This window comes from Paenibacillus monticola (assembly GCF_009664975.1).
Classification (GTDB): domain Bacteria; phylum Bacillota; class Bacilli; order Paenibacillales; family Paenibacillaceae; genus Paenibacillus_AQ; species Paenibacillus_AQ monticola.
Map to the genome: position 1 here is coordinate 43,627 of NZ_WJXB01000010.1, position 21,538 is coordinate 65,164.

Annotated in this window: 22 protein-coding genes; 1 reads left to right on the forward strand and 21 read right to left on the reverse strand. The window is 47.6% G+C overall.

The window, feature by feature from the left end:
- Window positions 1–8: 8 nt before the first annotated feature.
- The 3 genes from GJB61_RS21790 to lspA all read right to left on the reverse strand — a co-directional run bounded on the left by GJB61_RS21790 (window position 9) and on the right by lspA (window position 2,842).
- The gene (locus GJB61_RS21790; protein ID WP_154121148.1) at window positions 9–1,262 is read right to left on the reverse strand and encodes an LL-diaminopimelate aminotransferase; all 1,254 of its coding nucleotides are present in this window, start codon (window positions 1,260–1,262) and stop codon (window positions 9–11) included.
- Between the two features lie 112 nt (window positions 1,263–1,374).
- Window positions 1,375–2,346, reverse strand: a complete 972-nt coding sequence (locus GJB61_RS21795; RefSeq protein WP_154121149.1) for an RluA family pseudouridine synthase — start codon at window positions 2,344–2,346, stop codon at window positions 1,375–1,377.
- Window positions 2,339–2,842, reverse strand: a complete 504-nt coding sequence (gene lspA, locus GJB61_RS21800) for a signal peptidase II (protein WP_338116048.1) — start codon at window positions 2,840–2,842, stop codon at window positions 2,339–2,341. Before lspA ends, GJB61_RS21795 begins: the two co-directional genes overlap by 8 nt.
- Window positions 2,843–3,053: 211 nt before the next feature.
- Between lspA and GJB61_RS21805 the strand changes: the two genes are divergently transcribed.
- Window positions 3,054–3,785 carry a TraR/DksA C4-type zinc finger protein gene (locus GJB61_RS21805; RefSeq protein WP_154121151.1) on the forward strand — a complete coding sequence of 244 codons (732 nt, stop codon included), beginning with the start codon at window positions 3,054–3,056 and terminating at the stop codon, window positions 3,783–3,785.
- Window positions 3,786–3,908: 123 nt separating this feature from the next.
- Here the strand turns inward: GJB61_RS21805 and GJB61_RS32240 are convergent, their stop codons facing one another.
- From GJB61_RS32240 to sigG, 18 genes are all read right to left on the reverse strand, one after another.
- Window positions 3,909–4,037 carry a hypothetical protein gene (locus GJB61_RS32240; protein ID WP_267490835.1) on the reverse strand — a complete coding sequence of 43 codons (129 nt, stop codon included), beginning with the start codon at window positions 4,035–4,037 and terminating at the stop codon, window positions 3,909–3,911.
- Window positions 4,034–4,579 carry a GNAT family N-acetyltransferase gene (locus GJB61_RS21810; protein ID WP_154121152.1) on the reverse strand — a complete coding sequence of 182 codons (546 nt, stop codon included), beginning with the start codon at window positions 4,577–4,579 and terminating at the stop codon, window positions 4,034–4,036. Before GJB61_RS21810 ends, GJB61_RS32240 begins: the two co-directional genes overlap by 4 nt.
- 14 nt (window positions 4,580–4,593) lie before the next feature.
- Window positions 4,594–4,896 carry a DUF5665 domain-containing protein gene (locus GJB61_RS21815; RefSeq protein WP_154121339.1) on the reverse strand — a complete coding sequence of 101 codons (303 nt, stop codon included), beginning with the start codon at window positions 4,894–4,896 and terminating at the stop codon, window positions 4,594–4,596.
- Between the two features lie 373 nt (window positions 4,897–5,269).
- Complete coding sequence (gene ileS, locus GJB61_RS21820) at window positions 5,270–8,362, reverse strand: isoleucine--tRNA ligase (RefSeq protein WP_154121153.1); 3,093 nt, start codon at window positions 8,360–8,362, stop codon at window positions 5,270–5,272.
- 1,461 nt (window positions 8,363–9,823) lie between these two features.
- Window positions 9,824–10,309 (reverse strand): DivIVA domain-containing protein, encoded by a 486-nt coding sequence (locus tag GJB61_RS21825; protein WP_154121154.1) that lies wholly within the window; start codon window positions 10,307–10,309, stop codon window positions 9,824–9,826.
- Between the two features lie 174 nt (window positions 10,310–10,483).
- Window positions 10,484–11,266 carry a YlmH family RNA-binding protein gene (locus GJB61_RS21830; RefSeq protein WP_154121155.1) on the reverse strand — a complete coding sequence of 261 codons (783 nt, stop codon included), beginning with the start codon at window positions 11,264–11,266 and terminating at the stop codon, window positions 10,484–10,486.
- Between the two features lie 9 nt (window positions 11,267–11,275).
- Complete coding sequence (locus tag GJB61_RS21835; RefSeq protein ID WP_154121156.1) at window positions 11,276–11,542, reverse strand: YggT family protein; 267 nt, start codon at window positions 11,540–11,542, stop codon at window positions 11,276–11,278.
- Window positions 11,543–11,549: 7 nt separating this feature from the next.
- Window positions 11,550–11,993, reverse strand: a complete 444-nt coding sequence (locus GJB61_RS21840; protein WP_154121157.1) for a cell division protein SepF — start codon at window positions 11,991–11,993, stop codon at window positions 11,550–11,552.
- A gap of 2 nt (window positions 11,994–11,995) precedes the next feature.
- Window positions 11,996–12,667, reverse strand: a complete 672-nt coding sequence (locus GJB61_RS21845) for a YggS family pyridoxal phosphate-dependent enzyme (protein WP_154121340.1) — start codon at window positions 12,665–12,667, stop codon at window positions 11,996–11,998.
- A 27-nt stretch (window positions 12,668–12,694) separates the two neighbouring features.
- Window positions 12,695–13,552, reverse strand: a complete 858-nt coding sequence (gene pgeF, locus GJB61_RS21850; RefSeq protein WP_154121158.1) for a peptidoglycan editing factor PgeF — start codon at window positions 13,550–13,552, stop codon at window positions 12,695–12,697.
- A gap of 67 nt (window positions 13,553–13,619) precedes the next feature.
- The gene (locus GJB61_RS21855; RefSeq protein ID WP_154121341.1) at window positions 13,620–13,931 is read right to left on the reverse strand and encodes a YlmC/YmxH family sporulation protein; all 312 of its coding nucleotides are present in this window, start codon (window positions 13,929–13,931) and stop codon (window positions 13,620–13,622) included.
- Window positions 13,932–14,031: 100 nt separating this feature from the next.
- Window positions 14,032–14,706, reverse strand: a complete 675-nt coding sequence (locus GJB61_RS21860; RefSeq protein WP_154121159.1) for an ABC transporter ATP-binding protein — start codon at window positions 14,704–14,706, stop codon at window positions 14,032–14,034.
- Window positions 14,707–14,727: 21 nt separating this feature from the next.
- Window positions 14,728–15,849 (reverse strand): ABC transporter permease, encoded by a 1,122-nt coding sequence (locus GJB61_RS21865; protein ID WP_229522204.1) that lies wholly within the window; start codon window positions 15,847–15,849, stop codon window positions 14,728–14,730.
- Between the two features lie 24 nt (window positions 15,850–15,873).
- The gene (locus GJB61_RS21870; RefSeq protein WP_229522214.1) at window positions 15,874–17,175 is read right to left on the reverse strand and encodes an ABC transporter permease; all 1,302 of its coding nucleotides are present in this window, start codon (window positions 17,173–17,175) and stop codon (window positions 15,874–15,876) included.
- A gap of 32 nt (window positions 17,176–17,207) precedes the next feature.
- On the reverse strand, window positions 17,208–18,509 hold the full coding sequence (locus tag GJB61_RS21875; RefSeq protein WP_154121161.1) for a Fe-S-containing protein: 1,302 nt from the start codon (window positions 18,507–18,509) through the stop codon (window positions 17,208–17,210).
- A gap of 68 nt (window positions 18,510–18,577) precedes the next feature.
- Window positions 18,578–19,201, reverse strand: a complete 624-nt coding sequence (locus tag GJB61_RS21880) for an iron transporter (protein ID WP_154121162.1) — start codon at window positions 19,199–19,201, stop codon at window positions 18,578–18,580.
- A 56-nt stretch (window positions 19,202–19,257) separates the two neighbouring features.
- Window positions 19,258–20,481, reverse strand: a complete 1,224-nt coding sequence (locus tag GJB61_RS21885) for an FTR1 family iron permease (RefSeq protein ID WP_154121163.1) — start codon at window positions 20,479–20,481, stop codon at window positions 19,258–19,260.
- A gap of 230 nt (window positions 20,482–20,711) precedes the next feature.
- Window positions 20,712–21,494: an RNA polymerase sporulation sigma factor SigG gene (gene sigG / locus GJB61_RS21890; RefSeq protein WP_154121164.1), complete on the reverse strand. Its 783-nt coding sequence runs from the start codon at window positions 21,492–21,494 to the stop codon at window positions 20,712–20,714.
- Window positions 21,495–21,538 lie beyond the last annotated feature (44 nt).

The following is a 21,538-nucleotide window of genomic DNA, read 5'->3' on the forward strand; positions in this document are numbered from 1 at the left end:
ATATAATTTTAAAATTCAAATTCAACATCACTAAGCCGTCTCTGAATCTCGGAGATTACACGTTTCTCTTCCTCTTCACCTTTTGCGATAAAGGTAACGGAGAAGCGTACGAATGCACCAGCATCATCCCAAGGCACGGTAGAGATCAGCTTCTCCCGGATCAGGAACTGTGAGAAGTCCTCACCGGATTCAAAGCGGCGTCCACCCTTGATGCCCTTAGGTGCAGCTACATATAGGAAGAAGGAGCCCTTTGGTTTCTCAGCTTTGAAGCCCAGGCTGTTCAGCGCATCAACAAGCAGGTTGTGGCGACGGGAATACTTAGCGGCAATGGCTTCCGTAATTTCAGGATGTGCGAGGCCGTAGGCCGCTGCTTTCTGAATAGCGATAAACTGGCCGGAATCGTTGTTATCCTTCACATCGCTGAATGCTTTAACGACGAGCGGATTACCAGCCACGAAGCCGATTCTCCAGCCTGTCATATTGTAGGATTTGGAAAGGGAGTGCAGCTCTACGCCAACATCTTTTGCACCAGGGACGGACAGGAAGCTAAGCGGCTTCTTGCCATCATACGTCAGGGCCGCATATGGAGCATCATGGACAACGACAACATCATATTTTTTGGCCCAAGCAACAACCTCGGCGAAAAATTCAGGAGTCGCACTTGCACCCGTCGGGTTATTTGGATAGTTCAGATACAGCAGCTTCGCTTTACCGGCAATATCTTCCGGAATGGAGTTCAGGTCAGGTAGAAAATCATTCTCCTTCTTCAGCTCCACCGTAAATACTTGTCCACCCAAATATTTGGTGTGTGTGCCCATCACCGGGTAACCCGGAACAGTCATGATCGTGATATCACCCGGATTAATGAAGCAGGAAGGCAGCATCGCCAGTGCCGGCTTCGAACCGATGGAGTGTACAATTTCAGTGACAGGATCGATACCCTCAACTAGGAATACTTGGCGCAGATATTCAGCTGCTGCTGTCTTGAATTCAGGAATACCATTATCGGAATAACCACGATTCTCTTCTTTGGCTGCTTCTTCGGCGAGCTTAGCAATAATGCCTGCGTCAGCCATCTCATCAGGCTCACCTACGCCCATGTCGATCAGCTCGATATCGGGAAAATCCTTTTTAGCGGATGCTTTAGCGCGTTTGATTTTCTCGAATTTATAAATCGCCGTGTCCTTGCCGTAATTAGCCCCGCCGATGCGGTCCGCAAAATTAGTCTGAATATAGCTTTCCTGATATTGTTCAATACTCATAAAGTTCGTCTCATCTCCTGGCTTGTTTTCGTGAAATTATTCATATCTATAGTTCTAAATATGACGTAAACCTGTCTTCAAAACCATGGATTTATCATCACTTCATTTGTACTTATCTGCTGCGTAGATTGAATAATACTTCTTCCATATCTGCTGGAATAGGTGTACTAAACTCCAAATATTCACCGGTAGCAGGATGTACAAAACCAAGCACTGCCGCGTGCAGAGCCTGTCCCACTATTGAGGGGTTTTTGCTGCGTCCATATATAGGATCACCCAACAGCGAATGTCCAATAAATTTCATGTGAACACGGATCTGATGCGTTCGTCCAGTCTCCAACTGCAGCTCCACAAGGGTACAATCGCCGAAACGCTCCAGTACTGTAAAGTGCGTAACGGACTTCTTGCTGTTCTTTTGTGTTACCGTGTACAGTTTGCGGTCATGAGCATCTCTGCCGATTGGAGCATCCACTGTGCCTTGATCGTGGGAAAGATTGCCCTGAACCAGTGCTATATAACGCCGCGTTACGGTATGCTCCTTAAGCTGCCCAGACAGTGATACGTGACTGGCATCATTCTTGGCTGCCATGATAAGTCCAGACGTATCCTTATCAATACGGTGCACAATTCCCGGACGAATCTCGCCGTTAATGCCGGACAGATCCTTGCAATGGTACATCAGCGCATTAACCAAGGTGCCGGACGGATGACCTACTGCCGGATGCACAACCATGCCGCGCGGCTTATTCACAACAATGACATCGCTATCTTCATATACAACGTCCAGCGGAATATTTTCCGGTATCAGATCCGTTACTTCCGGCTCAGGAATAATAATCGCTACTACATCGCCCTCAAACAGCTTATAGTTGGCTTTCACCGGTGCTCCGTTGACTGTAACATGTCCAGCACTGATCCATAGCTGCACTTGGGAGCGTGAAATATTCTCTTCCCAGGACTCGGTAATATATTTATCAATTCGCTCCCGGTCATTTGCTCCGGTAACGGTCCACTCGGTGACGTCCCTCTCTTCTTCGAATGCAGATTCGATCTGCTGATTGACGTCTTTATTCAATTCATTCATTCCCTTCTTTTACTTCCTTTACTTCCTTAACTTCAGTTATTTCGTCTCCGCCCTTAAGGTCACGCAGCGAATCCAGAATGATAAGCGCTACCCCGATAACGATACAGGAATCCGCCACATTAAAAATAGGGAAAGTGTAGCTGCCAAAATTAAACATCAGGAAATCAACGACCTCGCCATTCAGCATCCGGTCCAAAAAGTTGCCTACAGCTCCGCCAAGCACAAGTCCAAGCGCCAAAGGCAGTAGTTTACGTGTAGCTCTAGCCTTATTCAAGTACCAGACGATACCCGCAACGACTACAATCGTAACCAGAAAAAAGAACCACTGCTGACCTTCAAGAATACCAAATGCCGCTCCGCTGTTGCGGTGGGAGGTAATCAGGAAGAAGTTCCCGATCACAGGGATCTGTTCAGCCAGTTCCAGGCGAGTAGCAATTAAATACTTTGTTCCCTGGTCCAGCAAAAATACAATAAGAGCAATCAGATAGTACACCACAGAAGTTGTCACTCCGTTCTTATTTTTCCCGCCTTGGCGGTACGAATACTCAATAAAGACTTGTATATTGTAGCACAGGCCTCAAGAACCCGTCTATTGGGGACGCTTCTATAACGAGCAATTAGAGGGCACTATTTTCCAGCGCTAAAAACCGCTCTGTCCGGTCAACCTAATAAAGAACCTTCCGGCAATTAGAAAGGAGCAAAATATAATGACGCACCTAACCGTACAGCAACTCTCGCAGCTACGTTCTCTTCTTACACAGCAGCAGGCAGATATTCAGCACAGGCTTAAGAATAATGAGCATTACGGTCTGCAAGAATCCATGCGCGATAGTACCGGTGAACTGTCTGAAATCGATAACCACCCCGCCGATGCTGCCACCGAGCTCTATAACCGCTCTATGGATATCTCCTTGCTGGAACGGGATGAGCATGAACTGGATAATATCGACGCTGCTCTGAGCGCCATGGATGAAGGCACCTACGGGTTATGTCTTACTTGCGGCAACCCAATCCCAATTGAACGCTTATCCGCCATTCCCTCAACCCGCTACTGCAGGGAGCACAACCCCGGGCAAAATGCACCGTTTACGCGACCTGTGGAAGAGGAGTTTCTGTCTCCTCCCTTTGGACGGACCAGTCTTGACGAACGCGATGACCAGAATGGCTTTGACGGTGAAGACGCCTGGCAGATTGTTGAAAGCTGGGGCAATTCAGACTCCCCGGCCATGACCGAGGGCAGCAATATTGATTCTTATAACGATATGGAAATTGAAGCAGATGAAACCGAAGGTTTCGTCGAGCCCTGGGAGAACTTTATCGCGACCGATATTGACGGGAACCATGTGACTGTAGTGAAGGGACGAAGCTACCGACATTATATGGAGAGCGGCGAAGGAGACTTTCTGCTTGATCCTCTTGGCAAAAAAGACCGAGAGTAGCCAAAAAGGCTGCTCTTTTTTTGTCTCTATCACCAAATCAGGGATTGACCCAGTGAACCGGACTGAGAAGTCCTTATTTGCTTGAAATTAGTCGATTGGGGAATTTGACGGACACCAGGGACGTTATTGACCCCATTTCATCACAAAAGAACCTGTTTTTGCGTCAATAGCGTCTTCCGAGTCCGCTTCCTGTTCCCAAATCCCCTTCAAAAATGAAATAGCGGCGCTACAGTCCACCAATTTAATCTTCATTCCTTAAATCTTCCCATAACAATGGTGTTATAGTATTTGCCGTCCGCGAGCCGTTTGTCTTTCCTAAGTATTCCTTCCACTTCAAAGCCCAACTTCTTATATAGCTCGATGGCTTTATCATTTGTTTCTAGTACGTTCAAAGTTATTTTTTGAACTCCGTTATCGTCAGCCCAGGCAATGGATTCTTTTAGCAGATTTTTGCCGATACCGTGTCCCCAATACTCTTTTAATACGCAGACCCCAAATTCTACTCTATGGGAGGATCGCTTCAAGGCATTTCCGGCGCACCTAGAGAATCCAACAATCCTATCATTCAGTACCGCCACTAAAAATAGGTTTCTGCTATTTTGCGTATCCGTTCTAATAATTTCTTCAAAACCCGGTGTATCTATGTAGGCCTCACCTTGTTCCCGGTCTAAATTCTCAGTCTCTCCATCTATCTGCAGCCTTATATCAGACAACTCTTTAGCATCTTTATCAATGGCAGATCTAATAGTATAGCTTAATCCATTGGCACGGAATTCCTGTTTATTGATTTGCATGGCCTACTCCTTTATTAGAAGGTCTTCAGCTCCAGCTGATGCTGTACAATACGCACGATGTCGGCAATGTAATCTCCGATAATCGGCAGATTAAGCGCACCAAGCACTTGAAGTACATAAACGATCGTTGCCGCAAAAAAAGTGAAACCCAGCGCAATCCCCAGCCCACGCACGGTTCCTGACAGCAGATTCAAGCCAATCAGACGCCAAGGGGACAGCAAAAGCTCTGTATATTCGGCAATACGTGCTTTTTCCATCTGCTGAGCTAACCCGTTAGTCATTCGGTACATGGTGTTCAGTTTCTCCTCTGGAGACATATCCTCCACATCACGTTGAGTGCTGGCAGAGGACTCTGGATAGACAGACTTGCGAACGGATTCGCTATTTGAGTTACTGCTTCCTCCCGAGGTCTTGATGGTCATTCGCCCCTTTGATACTAACTCCCCTTCTCTTGCCTTCCGACCTTCCACAGCTTTGGCTCCTCTCCTGATCCCTTATCCACCACAAACTAAACGAGCCCGGCCAAAGAGATAATCTCTTTAAGCACGGGGCTCGTCTTTTTGCGCCGAAATACATGCAGTATCTTCATATATTTCTCCGAGAAACAGGTGCCGCCCTTAAACTAACGACAAGGCCATTTCTTCTTGTGGAGCTAGTATATGCTGTTTAGGGACAGGTAATGCAGGAGCTTTAAGCGCCAATATGAATGCCAATCGATTTACCGCCGACATCTACCGTTTCAAACGTGTGCTCGCCATCAAAATCAAGAGTCGTCACGAGCACATTTTCGCGCAATACATGTTCAAAAGCGGTAACCGCTGCTTTAAGCTCGGCGTCTACGTTCAATGTAAGGGCAATCCGTTTCTCGATCGCCAGATCCAGCCGCTTACGGTAATCCTGCACCGCACGTACGATCTCGCGTACCCAGCCCTCCTGCTCTAGCTCAGGAGTGATCTCGGTGTTCAACGCTACGGTAATACCGTAGCCTGATGCCGAGGCAAAACCCGGTTTCGCCTGCTTCTCTACCAGCAGTTCTTCTGCGGTGATTTGCAGCTCCTCGCCCTCTGGAGACACGATGGCAATGAGGCCATCCTGCACCGTTTTGCGGGTGGATTCACTATCTAGTGCTTTCAGGAAGCCTTGCAGGAAGCCGACGCTTTTGCCGTATTTTTTACCCGCAACCTTCAGATTCAGCTTCAGCGTGAAATCAACAAATCCACTGTCGCTGGTCTCAAGCACGATTGTTTTGATATTAATCTCATCTTTAACGATCTCTTCATAGTCCGCCACATCGAAGGTATGGTCCATCGACACGATCAGCTCGGACAGAGGTTGGCGTGTCTTGATGCCTGTCTCGTTACGTACATTACGCGCCAGCTCAACGATTTGTCGTGCTGTCTCCATATTCTGCTCTAGCTCTTTGTCAATCAGACTTTCGTCAGCTACCGGATAATCTACCAAATGGACGCTTTCACCGCCGCTCAGGTTCGTAAAGATATCCTCAGACAACATAGGTGTAAATGGAGCCATCAGCGTTGCCGTAGTCAATAGCACATGGGTCAGCGTACGGTAAGCATCCAGCTTCTCTTCACCCAGGCCACTGCCCCAGAAACGGTCACGGGAACGACGGATGTACCAATTGCTCAGCTCATCAATAAAGTTCTCAATCGCTTTGGACGAATTGACGAAGTCGTTAATGACTAAGCCCTTCTCCACTACGAGGATCAGGCTGTTCAGACGGGATAGAATCCAGCGATCCAACTTATTCTCCGACAGTTTAAAAGGATGGTCGGCCGGGTCGTAGCCATCAATGCCTGCATATAACGTCATGAAGGCATGTGTATTTACCAGCGTATCGACAACCTTGGATTTAGTCTCACCCACCAGTCCGCGGGAGAACCGTTTGTTATTCCAAGGTGCACTATCAGACAAAATCGCCCAACGGAATGCATCGGTACCATACTCGTTGATGATTTCCCACGGATCAATGACATTGCCCTTGGATTTGGACATTTTTTGCCCGTTCTCATCAAGGATGTGGCCGGTAGCAATAACCGCTTTGTATGGAGCAACGCCCTTGAACAAAGTGGAAACTGCCAGCAAGCTGTAGAACCAGCCGCGTGTCTGGTCAATCCCTTCACAGATCATATCCGCTGGATATTGATCGTTCAGCTTATCCGCATCCTCAAATGGATAGTGGCTTTGGGCAAAAGGCATCGAACCGCTGTCGAACCAGACGTCGATCACCTCTGAGGTCCGTATCATCACTCCACCTTCGCTAAAAGGACTGCGCAGCTTGATATTGTCTACATAAGGCTTATGCAGCTCGATATCCTCAGCGACTTCACCAATCGCCATCGATCTCATCTCAGCGATGCTGTGCGGAGCAAATTCTTTACCCGTATCCTGACATACCCAGACATTCAGCGGCGTGCCCCAATAGCGGTTACGGCTGATGTTCCAGTCCACAAGCTCATCCAGGAACTTGCCAAACCGACCTTCGCGCACATGCTCAGGGTACCAGTTCACCGTGTTATTATTGGCGATCAGCTGATCCTTAATAGCCGTTGTATTGATAAACCAGCTGTCTGTTGCGTAATACAACAGCGGCGTATCGCAGCGCCAGCAAAACGGATAGCTGTGCTCGTATTTTTCTTTGCTGTAGAGCAAGCCCTTTTCAGACAAAGCTTTAACAATATCCAGATCACAATCTTTCACAAAACGTCCGGCAAAATCAGTCACTACCGCTGTATATTTACCGGATAAATCAACCACATTGACGAAGCTGATGCCATGCTCACGACAGGTCTTATAGTCATCTTCACCATGCGCAGGAGCCATATGCACAATCCCTGTACCACTAGAGTCCGTAACAAAGGAAGCGCCGACGATGACATTGCTTTTCTCTGCCTGGATATATCCAAATGGGGGTGCATAGGTTTTGCCGATATATTCGGAGCCTTTATGTGTCGAAAGGATCGTGTGCTCACCCTTCAGCACCTCTTCCACCAAATTCTTGGCCAGCACATAAACGCCATCCTCTTGCTGCACGCGGACATAATCCATGTCCGGGTTCATTGCCAACGCCATATGTGCAGGCAAGGTCCAAGGCGTTGTCGTCCAGGCCAGTACATAATCCCCGCTGTCATCCAGTTTGAACTTCGCTGTCGCACTGAGGTCCTTAACGGTCTTGTAGCCCTGTGCTACTTCATGCGAGCTTAGTGTGGTCTGGCAGCTCGGACAGTACGGGCTAACACGGTGTCCACGTTGCAACAGCCCCTTCTCATGAACGGTCGCCAGAATGTTCCACACACTCTCAATATAGGTGTTGTTCAATGTAACGTAGGGATTATCGAGATCTGTCCAATAGCCGATCGCTTCCGTAAATTCACGCCATTGTTTCTCATAGCCAAATACGCTGGCTTTACACTGTTCCACGAATTTCTCTACGCCGTAGGCTTCGATCTCCTGCTTGCCGGAAATGCCAAGCTTCTTCTCCACACCAAGCTCAACAGGCAGACCATGTGTATCCCAGCCCGCTTTGCGTACCACGCGATAGCCCTTCATCGTCTGATAACGGCCGATGAAATCTTTGATTACCCGTCCTAACACGTGCCCGATATGCGGCGCGCCATTTGCAGTTGGAGGACCTTCATAGAACACATAGTTCTTCTTGCCCTCGCGGTTCTCCATGGATCGCTTGAATGTATTCTCGTCGTTCCATTTCTTCAAGATACGGACATCTCTCGCCCGTGCTTTTTCTTTGATATCTACTTTATGCATAGTGGGTCAAATCCTTTCGTGGTGGTTTAGTCTCTTTAAACCTTTTTCGATCCCTCCCAAACCCTCCCTTAGCCAAGGGAGGGCCCCAAGGGCTCCGCCCTCTGGACACCCGGAAAGTTGTCGATGGGCTCGGGAGAGACGGGTTAATGTTGTTTTTGGTGTGATGCCCGCCCTGCCGCAAGCGGCAAGCTCTACTTAAGGCACCCGAGCCGCGAACCCGCTAGGGCAGCCGCTTGGCTCGGGGCGCCAGGGGCGGGCTCGCGCAGCGCCCGCTTGCCCTTGAACTACAGGCACCGGAGCTCGCGAACCCGTTAGGGCAGCCGCTTGGCTCGGGGCGCCAGGATAGGCGGGCTTGCGCAGCGCCCGCCTGCCCCTGAACTACAGGCACCCGAGCCGCGCGAACCCGTTAGGGCAGCCGCTTGGCTCGGGAACCAGGGGCGGGCTTGCGCAGCGCCCGCCTGCCCTTGAACTACAGGCACTCGAGCCGCGCGAACCCGTTAGGGCAGCCGCTTGGCTCGGGGGCCGGGGGCGGGCTTGCGCAGCGCCCGCCTGCCCCTCAAGTGGAGGCCCCGCAGGCGTACCCGCCAGGGGAGCCTAAGAAGGGCCGCTCCCTCGACAAACGTATCAGTCCCCTTCCGCCATAGTCCCTCTTTCCGCCAAGCTTGCGGGTATCCAGAGGGCAGCTGCCCTTGGGGTCCCCCTTGTAAGGGGGATTTAGGGGGATGTCCCCGACGAACCAAAACGAGCGTCCCCCCGCCCCTAAAGGGGCGAGACGACGCTCGCGATACCACCCTAATTCTGTGCATGAGCACATCCTTAAGGGGATTGTATTCAGCACGATCTCAGTTCCGCACAAAAGTTCTGCACGGGTCCGGTGTAACGTCCGGCGGACGGCTTAAGCTTACTCACGTATTAACGCTTCAGCTCAAGCTTCTAGGGGAAGATCTTCCGGCAGGGTGCGAACAATCGGCTCTCAGCAATCGCCGACTCTCTGGAGAACGTTACCTTGTCGTACTTGTCCCGTCATCGAATACATATGAACATGGTATAGATATGTTCTATTTATAGACTCTTTAAGCTTAAATGTCAACTCCCGAAGCCATTGTTCAAGGTGAACCTGGAGACTACAGTTTCATATCAGAACGAGTCTTCCCAATAAATAAAATAACATTAAATTATGCTGTTAATTAGGAGGCAATCATAACTTTGAGACTCATTAACATGAATTTCTGCCTCTAATTATGCTCTTTGAAGCCACTATCCTACATCCAGAGGAAAATAAAGGCATGAATTGCTGTTAATTAGAAAATCAAGCACGAAATCAACAATTTAACAGCATGAATTGCTGTTAAATTAAACAAGCTTGCCGAGTCTTAGCATAAACATTCTTGCCCAGCAGTTGCTCAGATTTCAAGACAATGCTGGTTTCCAGTTCTCTTACTCTGGATTCCGCAATTACATCTAGAGTGAGTTCTCCGATACCTCACGACTCTCCAGAGCGTTCCAATCGTCCTGCGACAAAAGCTCCAACTGTGCTTCCAGTAAAGTGCGGAAGCGGGTGCGGTAGATGGATGCTTGTTTTCGTAATTCTTCAGTATCTATAGCTACCCTACGGGATTTGGATAACGCTTCGTTAATAATCCGATCAGCGTTCTTCTCTGCTTCTTTGATGATCAGTTGTGATTCCTTCTTGGAGTTGCTCTTCACATCATCTGCCGCTTCCTGAGCAACAATGATAGTCTTCGATAAGCTCTCTTCAATATTCACAAAATGATCGAGTCGCTCCTGAATGGTCAAAAGCTGATTGTGCATTTCCTTGTTCTCACGGATAACGATTTCATAATCCTTGATCACCTGATCCAGAAATTCGTTGACTTCGTCCTCATCATAACCGCGAAGTCTCCGGGAGAACTCCTTGTTATGTATATCGAGCGGTGTTAATGGCATGCTGTGCACCTCCTAGAAATTTCGGACCTCTCTTAAGTCCCTGAAGCCGATATACTTTTCTGCTGCTGTACATTGGTTGACCTCTTCTACAAGTATCGGCGTCCGGCTCCACAAATGTTTGCTTCCCCAGAGATAATCAAATTCGACAAGTTAAGCCTGATTCCTGCAAGGAACTCAGACAAATTTGCCAACCATAAGCCGGTAGCGACCCTTTTTCGTCAAACTGCCGATCTCCAGCACTTTGAAACGGCCAAACCCTTGTATAGAGACCATATCGCCTTCTTTAAGTCCGAAAGATGGATCTTCCTCCACCTTCCAATTCACGCGGACACGTCCCGCTTTAATGGGTACTAGAATTTTACTTCGGCTTAAGCGAGTCACATCAGAGGCTATTCCATCCAAACGCAAAGAGGCTGCAGTCAATTCCATGGTTTCCAGCTTCACCTCACTGCTGCGCAGGGAGGAAAGAGGGAATATCTCCGTACTTACCTGTATGCGGTGTACACCTGTCAAATTCATAGCCAAATAATCAGCGATGTCCGCGGCCACTACAACATGGCAACCGTCTTCCAGAACGTGGATATCACCGATTTTGCCTCTTTTTATGCCTAGTCCAAGAATCGAACCCATATAATCGCTATGCTCAAGTGCAAGGAATTTCTGTTCACCTGAGGTTATCGCTAACACCTGCAGCTCCATATCCTCATCGTCCAGCTCGCGGTAATCCGGTGCTACCAGCGCACGTTTACGCTCGGCTCCATCAGATCCGCCTTCCCATCTAACCGTAACATCTGGATGTCGGTTCACCAGGCTCTGCAAAATATAACCTTGACGGGGGTCAAGAAATTCGGTCAGCTTGGTCTCGTGATACTCTCCTGCATGAGTAACCCATTCCCAAGCCTTGTCCACAAATTGCCGTTCATCGGGATGAAAGTGCCCGTAAATTTCATTCTTCATCCTGCCAGCCTAAAAAATATAGGTCACTATAGATTGAAGACCATTGGCTGCGAACTCCAGCACGATCAGCGCAACGATAGGAGAGATATCAAGTGTCCCAAAGAGTGGGGGAATAATCTTCCGAAATGGAGTCAAGTAAGGTTCTACCAGCTTACTGAGCAGTTCTCCGATAAAGTTATCGCGAACATTGGGCAACCAGGACATAAGGACGTAGAAGATGATCATGTAAAAGTAAATGTTGAACAGTATCTCGATTATTGAATTAATTTGGGACAAAGCCCATTCACCTCATTCTGTTATAGTCTGGGTCGTCACCCAAGATCTCGGTAATAGACCCTTGGATTTCAACCGTATCCGGTGTGCACATAAATATATTGCCCCCAATTTTGGAGATTCCTCCACCAAGGGCATAAACCGTTCCGCTGAGAAAATCAATAATTCTCATAGCTTGATCATTGCGCACGCGCTGCAGATTAATGACTACCGTCCGGTGTGACCGGAGATGATCAGCTATTTCCTGAGCCTCATCGTAGGAACGGGGCTCGTAAAGAACAACCTTCACATTTTTTTGCGAATGGATGCTGACGACGTTGGCCCTTTGATTCTTGCGTGTTTCTACAGAGGCCGGCTCGTACTCATCCTCGTCACGGGCAATTTGCTCCCGCTCAATAATTTCCTCTTCCTCCTGCAAGCCCAAAAAACTCATAAATCGGTTCATCACGCCCATCACTATCCCTCCTCGTGGCCTACTAACACCGTTCCCAAGCGTACCCAGGTGGCCCCTTCCTGTATCGCCACTTCAAAATCATTCGACATGCCCATCGACAGCTCTGTAATTGGCTCAGGGGTCAGCACAAGATGATTGAGCTCATCCCGCAGTGCACGGAGTCCACGAAATACCGGACGGGTAAGCTCGGGATCACCTTCAAAAGGCGCCATTGTCATGAGTCCGATTACTTTCACACGGTTCAGACTAGCGATATCACGAAGGAAACCCGGAACGGCTTCAGGCGACAAACCAAATTTTGTATCTTCTCCTGATATATTCACCTGCAGAAACACATGAACATCTTGCTCGATGGCCTCCGCCTTCTTATGCAGTTCCTGCGCCAGAGACAAGCGGTCCAAAGAATGTATATATTGAAATTTGCCAATAACGTCCTTCACCTTATTCGTCTGCAAATGCCCGATGAAATGCCAGGTTCCCTTGTCTCCCAAGGCTTTCCATTTACGTTCCGCATCCTGCCAGCGACTTTCGGCAATCTGCATAAGGCCTGCTTCCAACACAGCGGATACTGTTTCCAGAGAAACATATTTCGTCACTGCAATTACATGGACGTCACTTCGATTCCGGCCGCTTGCCGCACAAGCTCGTGCTACACGTTCCTCTACCTCAAGCATTCTTTCCTGCAGTGTTAAAGCCAACTTTCAACTCTCCTTTATTCCGATCCAGCTTGTCATTCTGCCTGTAATCCCATTTTCCTTGCGATAGGAAAAAAACAAATGAGGATTACAGCTTGTACACCATGTTGTACATTCGATATGAGTCGGCAATATTCCTGCTTTTATCATAATGCGTTGATTCATTTCTTTCAAGTTTAGCATGGTTTTAGTTTCATCTACGTCTGACTTCTTGTATAAGTCCGTGCTATTTCCTACTTCTATATGCTTAGCCAAATCGTCCTCCAGACGGTGAACGTGCTTCATCACATAATCATCAACTTCGTAGCAGCATTCGCCAATAGATGGACCAATAGCAGCTAGGATATTACTTGGATGGGTACCAAAGTTTATCTCCATTGCCCTAACAATAGCAGCAGCGATCTCTGCCACCGTACCTTTCCAACCTGCATGTGCCAGACCCACGACACCCTGCAGCGGATCATAAAAATAAAGCGGCACACAATCCGCATAAAAGGAAGTAAGCAGCACACCGGGAACATTGGTTAGCAAGCCATCAGTAGCTTGAAAAGCTGAGGTTCGGTCCTTGTTTCCACGTCCGCGGTCCGCTTCCCTCACGATCGCTATCTCTATTCCATGGGTTTGTTCCCCACACGTCCAAGCATCGAGAGTGAACCCAAGGCTCTCTGCGAGCGTTCTCCGGTTGCTCAGAACATCTTCGAGTGCATCCCCAACATGAAAAGCACAATTCAGGCTGTCATAAGGGGCCTTGCCGGCTCCCCCCTGTCTGCTAGTTAAACCCGCAGTAATTCCTTTGTGCTCTGCACACCACGGCTCTAGCCGAAGCAGCATAGGCATCCCGTCACTCTGCACAAACGGTTCCATATCCTCACCTCCGCTTAAGTGTACCATAAGAACAAATCTTGTATAAACAAAAGAAAGACGCACCTAATTAATAAGTGCGTCGTTCATTGCGGTCTCCCCGTTCCAGATACATCGTTTCCCGTTCTCCTTCTGCCTGAGGCATTCTGGACTCTTCAATCTTTACCAGCACTACATCAGAACCAATCTTGACGATATTCCGCCACGGGATGATTAGATCCGTTCCTCCTCCGAACAACCCCATAAAGCGGGTATAGCCGGGAATGACGATCGCATCAATGACACCACGCCGCAGATCAAGCTCCAGATCGCTGATCTGACCTAGCCGCTTGCCATCTACAATATTGATGACGTCCTTAGTCTGAAAATCAGAGATCTTCATTTTTTTGACTGCCCCTAAGGAATCCTCGTTCACCTTACCACCCCTGTACAATCAGACCTATAGTCCAATATATGTTACGGAAGCTTGGCAACATGTCAGCTTATATTAGTATTTTTCCAGGGACGCGTATTTCTCGTATTTTGCCGTACTCCAGACGAATCTGCCGTTCAGCCAACTCGCCCACCTCAGGCGCATGAGTCACCATAATTATGGTATGGCCTTCACTATGCAGCTCCTGAAATAGATCAAGTACAATTTTCTCATTAGTCTCATCCAAGTTTCCGGTAGGCTCATCTGCCAGTATCAACGCCGGATAGTTAATAAGCGCTCTAGCGATACATACGCGTTGCTGTTCACCACCGGACAGTTGGCGCGGCAAATGCCGAGACCTGCCTTCCAAACCGACTCTCCCCAGCGCAGCGGCCGCCTCTTTCTCATCAGGCATACTATGATAATATTGGGCAACCATCACATTTTCCAAAGCAGTCAAATGAGGAATGAGATGAAACTGCTGAAACACCAGCCCAATTTTGTCTCGGCGAATTTCCGTCAGCTTCTTGGAACTTAGCGAGCTTGTAACAATCCCGTCAATGCTCACCTCGCCAGTGCTTGGTTTATCCATGAGTCCGATCATATTTAGCATCGTACTTTTCCCCGAGCCAGACGATCCCATAATGGATACCCATTCCCCCGGCTCCACCGAGAAGGTGATATCCTGCAATGCATGCAGGCTGCCATATTTCTTACTCATCCCGGTGATCTCCAAAATACTCATAATCCTTCAGTCCTTTCTATGTTATTCCCCTTTGAGAACAACAGCAGGCTCGATACCGATGACGGATCTGAGCGGAATCAATGAAGCCAGTCCGGCTACAAGCAATGCAGTTACAGTGACCAGTGGGATCACTGCCCAGCGAAAGGAAATAGCGGACTGGAATACACTTTGCCCGATGACCTGAGCCAGAAAATAGCCGAAAAATAGTCCAGCAAGCGTACCGGCCAGAGCCAGCACCCCCGCTTCGCTCAGAAATTCCAGAGAAAGGGCTTTGTTCTGCGCGCCCAGCACTTTTTTCAAGGCGATTTCCTGCTTGCGTTCCATGACCATGGTCATCATGGTTGTAGCTACGCATAATAATGTGGACAATAAAATAATCACGACAACAATATAGACGAGTGAGCTGATCTTTTTCAGCATAACCGCTTCCGAGCCGGAGATTTGTTTGATTGGACTAAGCTCCATTTGCGGATATTTGACATTGATAGTAGAGGCAGCAGCGTCTATTCCTTCCCCTGTAACACTAAAGTACGCCGCATTAGCAAGACCTTCTTGATGAAAAAGCTTCTGGGCATCGCTAAGGTTGATGAAAATTTGATTATCTTCCGTACCACCACTGCTGATAATTCCGGTTACAGTCACCTTTTGTTCATTACCTGTCACTTCATCTTTCAGCGGCAGCACCGTTCCGATTTTATAGCCAAGCTTATCTGATACCGTTTTCCCAACAAAAGCAGTGCCTGAAGCCTTCCGGTCCGTATCCAGAGTCCCTGTAAGTTCCCAGTAGGGAGTGATTTTGGAGATCTGATCGAACCAGGTGCCTACAACAACAAGTCGGCGGGAATTAATCTTAACCAGTCCGTAGAGATTGGAGGTATATCCCACTACATTCTGCTGCGGAAAAACACCAGCGATTTCCTGAGCTGTGCTTTCTGGGAACACGTTTTGCTGGGAGTCTGAGCTAGGTGTCAAGATTAAATTAGCACCATAGGAGCGAAATTCCATCCCCATCTTAACGTTTATATCGTAGTACACACTTAATAGACCAGAGATAACGGCCGTTCCAACGATGATGGCAAGCAGTGCAATCAACATTCTCGATTTTCTTAGCTGAAAGGAGCTGACCAACATTCTATAAAACATCCTTGATTTTCGCATGGTATCCTCCTATCTGCCACCCCTCATTACATTGGCGGGCTGCAGACGGATGACCATCCGCATCGCTGAGAAACTGCCGGCCAAGGTAAGCAGTACAGAGAGAAGCAGGACCAGTGGTAGAACCAATCCTTTAAAAGTAAGTGCGGTGTCGAACACGGTCCTGTCAATAATATGGGCAAAACCCAGTCCTGCTCCATAGCCTAGAAGTCCGCCCATAATCCCCGAAACCACTGCCTCCACCAAAAATAACAGCAGTACAGCAGGGCTTTGGGCACCCAACGCCTTCATCAGACCAATCTCTTTACTTCGTTCCAGAACTTTAGTGGTCATAAGACCCGAAATGCCGAGCCCTGAGCTAATCAAAGCTGCAGCAGTAAGAATAAACATCAATAGCTGGATTTTGGTCAAAATAATACCTTCGGATTCGGCAACCTGCCGAATCACCTTGGCCTCGGAGCCGGGCAGAGCTTTCTCAATCTGATAGGCAATGGCGCTGACATAGGCAGTACAATACCAAGTCTCGTAATCCTTGGCGGTCAGTCTCTCTGGATTGAGAGCCGCTCTTCTTGCCAGCTCATTCTCCGGGGTCGTCAAAGCACTCACCTCAACCTTGCCTACCTTGCCGGACAGACCCATGGTTTGCTGCAAGGTGCTTAAGGAGACGAATATTTTGTCATCATCCGCTCCGCCGCCGCTTAGGATTCCTGTTACCTTTAAGGGTAACAGCTTGGTCCCACCTTTAACCTCAACATTGACATTCAGTGACTCTCCTGGTGATAACCCCAGCTGTCGAGCCAAGGTTGTACCCACCAGCGCAGTATTGTTATCTTCGTCCTTTACCCATGCTCCTTCAACTTGCCACCAGGTTTTGAGCTGCTGGATTCCCGTATTGATCCGCTCTCCCGTAGGCAGATCCAAATCTTTATTAAACCAAGTCCCAACCACTGCTATAGGATGATTCACTTTAGCATCACTGGCTGATGCTTCTAGATAAGGAGTGAACGCAACAATGTTGTAAGCCCAAAAGATCGTCTTGAGTTTAGGTAGTTCTTCCTCTTCAATGAACTGTCTGTCGGCCAGTGGGTTAAAATCAACCCCGTCTATTTCAGCTGGCAATGCATCCATTTTGGGGACTACCAGCAGATTAGCGCCATAGGTTTTTAATTCCCGATTCATTTTATCGCCAACATCCAGAGAAACATTCAGCATGGCCGTAGCGAGGGAGGCCCCAAAGGCAATCGTGACGATTAGCAGAATCTTACCTTTAAAGCCCACAGTAAACGCTTTGGCGAGCATTCTAAAAAACATCATTCCATCCCCAATCTTTTGAACCCGGCTTCCCCTTAGTTGAAGAGATCTTCCTGTTGAAAAGTAGCAGTTTCCTTCTCCAAATCACTGCTGGCAATGACAAGATTCCCTTTATCCATATGATAAGCAAGTGGAATCGGATTACAGCCACCTTCGAAACCGATGGTAGGAATATTCATGACAACATCGCATTTCCGGCAGATAACCTTATTATTCTTCTGGTAGTAACCCGAAGATCCGCAAATTTTACAAGCATCAAAGCCAATCCCATACATTGTTTCGGACTTGCGAATAATAATGAACCTGACAAGCGTCCCGTCCGCAGCCGTGTACTCAAACCGGTGGAGATTGTGGTCATCCACGGAAGCGCGCGGAATCACAATTTGGTGATTGGTGTCAGGAAGGACGGGCTCAGCCGGAGATAATTCAATAGTCTTATTGGCAAAAACCGCCTCTACCCCGAGCAAGGTTGGAATAATAACCATCAAGCCTGCGACAGAAGCCAACCAACGTCTGTTGTTGCGTACACGTGCCTTAAACTTTCTTTGAACCGCAGGATTCCACTCCGTAGAGAGCTTTTCCTTACTTCTGCTAAATGACCACAAGACCATTGCAGTCCATATTAAGGAAGCACCCAGCAGAACGTAAAGATATTTATCCATGTTATTAATGATGGGAATCAATATCTTCATTGCCAGTGGGGTCAACGGAAATATACCCCTAGCGAATAAAATCTGGACAACCGTAAAGAGTTGATTAAGCATTAACGCAATCAGCAACACTAAACTTCCAGCCAGTGAGCTGCGGAGCGTAAGTGCACGTGTATTTCTTAGGAAGGACATCCCAAAAATATAACAGAGAAGCAACCCAATCAGACCTCCGGCGAACTTAAGAATAAGCTCCGTGTTGACCACGCTGTAGGTCTGGATAAAGATACTGCTTGGAAACTGGAGAATCCTCATCAGTGGTAATACTGTCAATGAGGCGGCAGTGAGGACAATAAATATTGTCACCACTCTGCCTTTACGCCATGGATCATACTCAACATTATTTGGTTCGGAATGAGACTTCCTTGCCTTACTCATCCAGATTAGAAAGGCAATTTCCATAGTGAAACTTATCGCCATTGCCCAGCCTGTAAAGGTTTCCTTCTTCGGGCCGGACCATTTCAGTGCATACAAAACAACCCAGCCTACAACTACAGCAAATCCCGCGCCGCCAAAAACCCATCTGGATAAATGACTCATTCCTGTATGACGAAGCCATACGATGAAAACGGAAATAACTAGAGCAGCCTCAAACCCGTTTCCGAGGATAATAGAAATAGCTTTTAACAATTCTCCCTCACCACACTGTTCTGGTTACAATACCCGATTAACTTGCCACCACTTTATCCGTTTATGTCTTACCAGGTTCTTGGTACCCATGAGAATTCCCAGGTTAACTCGATTGGCTCCTGCCAGAAACGACCCTTCACGCCTGTCGCATCATCCGTGTGCAGCAGATAGTCCATTTTTTCTGGAGACTCTACAACATAATTCAGGGTATATTCCCCTGCGCCCGCCAGCTTAACATTAGCACCATAATGAGCACCGTCTGAAGCATTCATAGGCATAAATGTACCTTCAGAAACTACCTTGTCGCTATCTTTGGCTTTGATCTGATAATGTACGGTCAGGTAAGGTATGAATTCACCAATCCCAAAGCCTGTTTCATTGCCTTCCAGTGCAGCAATATCGGCTTCCAAATGAAAATCGGACTGGGCGGAAGGTAAGCCTGCTTTGTCCATTGGCTCCATATCAACCGGCTGCAAGTACAATGCTCCAATCTTCATACCCTCGACTTCTTGCTCTTCACCAATGGGAAACTCTTCAAAGGCTGCCGCTTCATCCGCTGGGGCATTCACTGCCGCATTGTTTTCCGAGGAAGCTGTATTGTTAGTATTGCTGTCCGTACTGCAACCTACCATTACCGCAGATAAAGCCAGTACAATTCCGGAAAGCAGCAAATAGTTTTTAAATTTAATCATTCTCTTTACACCCCTTTTATTTTGTATGAAACATTGAATTCTAGCATGGACTCCAGTTAGCCCAGCATGTGTTTGCCTTCCGGTTTACCTACTCCCTTGCGAGAGGTTGCCGCATACCAGACAAGTCCAATGACTGTAGCTAGTAGTAGGAGCCCTTGTGCGATCAAGCTTTCTACCGTTGGATAAATTCCAAAGAAGCTTATGATCGGGAACCCGGAAATTGTAGTTGCACTAACCATATATCCAGCCTGCAGCTCCGTTATAGCTTCTCCGGCAAATACAAAAGCCAAGTAATACATCAAGATACTGGTACCTATAAAGAATGGCTTGAGGGGTATCCGAAGACTTCCGTAGCGGATAATCATAAAGATCACAATTAGGGCTAAAGCACCGACAAGAATTCCCAAGCCGATCATACTGACCCCGACTTTCTCTTGTCCGGACACTAAAGCCTGATAAAATAGCACGGTCTCGGCGCCCTCTCTATATACAGCGAGGAAGGCTGCTAACCACAAAGTTAAGGTGTTACCCGTAGTTATTGAGGTTTGTATCTTCCCTTCAATATAATTTTTCCACCGTTTGGCATCTGCTTTGCCAATTAACCAGAAACTCATTGAGAAGAGCACGGCTACGGCTAGTAGCATCGTAATACCCTCTAAGTTCTCTTGGCTGGCCCCGCTGATATTGAACAAATATTTCAGCCCTATCGCCGTCAGCACACTCGCTCCAAGAGCCACTAATGTACTCTGATAAATAATTTTGACCTTATCCTCATTTCCCGACTTGATCAGATAAGCAATAATTGCAGCGATGACAAGAATAGCTTCGATGCCTTCCCTGAGAATAATTACCAGAGAGGAGAAGAAAATCCCAAATGGACTGCTGTCCGACTTGCTGAGTGTAGCCGCATCCTCTTGAAGCATATCCACCAGCTTCGACATCTGCCGCTTTACCTCTGCCTTTGGTGCCCCAGCAGTCATGGACTTGCGGATTAGGCGAAATTCTTCCTCAATAATGGCATTTCGCTTCGATGAAATATTATATTTCACCGCCTTTTCCATCTGTCCACTCTCGTAGGGTCCATAATAAGCATTATTGACCTGAGTCTTGGCTTCAGCAACGTCCCCCTTATCATAGGTTTCTAATGCCTGCTGCAAGGTGTTATCTATTTTGTCTACTACCTTGCGCCAATTGCTATCCGCTGCATGAGCATGACCGGGAATGATCCATACCAACAATAGAACTACAACCAACCCTGTTCTCCACAATCGACCATGCAACTGAATTCCTCCCCACTATTAACATCTACCTCAAAGCTTCCATTGATTGATAATGATTATCATAATCAATGTTTGCTTTATTGTAATGAATTAACGTCTACAAATATGTGATATATGTCACAATGATTTGTTGATAGAAGATGAAAGTGCTAGGAAACTGAAAAAAGAGGATATCTTAAAAGCCATACTTTCAGCTTCTAGATATCCTCTTTTAATAACTTCTATTCAGGTTAGGACTTTACATATTTCTGCATTTGCTGGATAGCCGATTTCTCTAGACGTGAAACCTGCGCCTGTGAAATGCCTATCTCATCCGCTACCTCCATCTGGGTTTTCCCCTCAAAAAAGCGCATGGACAGAATCCGTTTCTCACGTTGACCCAGCTTTCGCATCGCTTCACGCAACGCAATTTCTTCGATCCAAGAGACATCTTTATTCCTGTCATCACTAATCTGATCCATTACATAAATCGGATCGCCACCATCATGGTAAATCGGTTCGAATAAAGAGACCGGGTCCTGAATGGCATCAAGAGCAAATACGACATCTTCTTTGGGCACGCCCAGCGCTTCTGATATTTCAAATATCGTGGGCTCCCGTGAATTCTGATTGGTTAGACTGTCGCGTACCTGCAGTGCTTTATAAGCAATATCCCGCAGTGACCGCGATACCCGTATCGGGTTGTTATCCCGCAGATACCGGCGAATCTCACCGATAATCATCGGTACAGCATAGGTGGAGAATTTAACATTTTGCGATAAATCAAAGTTATCGATGGCTTTCATCAGCCCAATACAGCCTACTTGAAACAAATCGTCAACGAACTCTCCCCGATTATTGAATCTTTGGATAACGCTCAGAACAAGTCTCAAGTTACCATTTACCAATTTCTCTCTGGCGGATCGCTCGCCCTGCTGCTGCAGCGAAGTGAACAGTGCCCTCATTTCCACATTCGTCAGAACGGGTAACTTAGCGGTGTCCACACCGCAAATCTCGACTTTATTTCGGGTCATGATGATTTACCTCCCAAGGAGAAACATTACTGTACATTATCTCC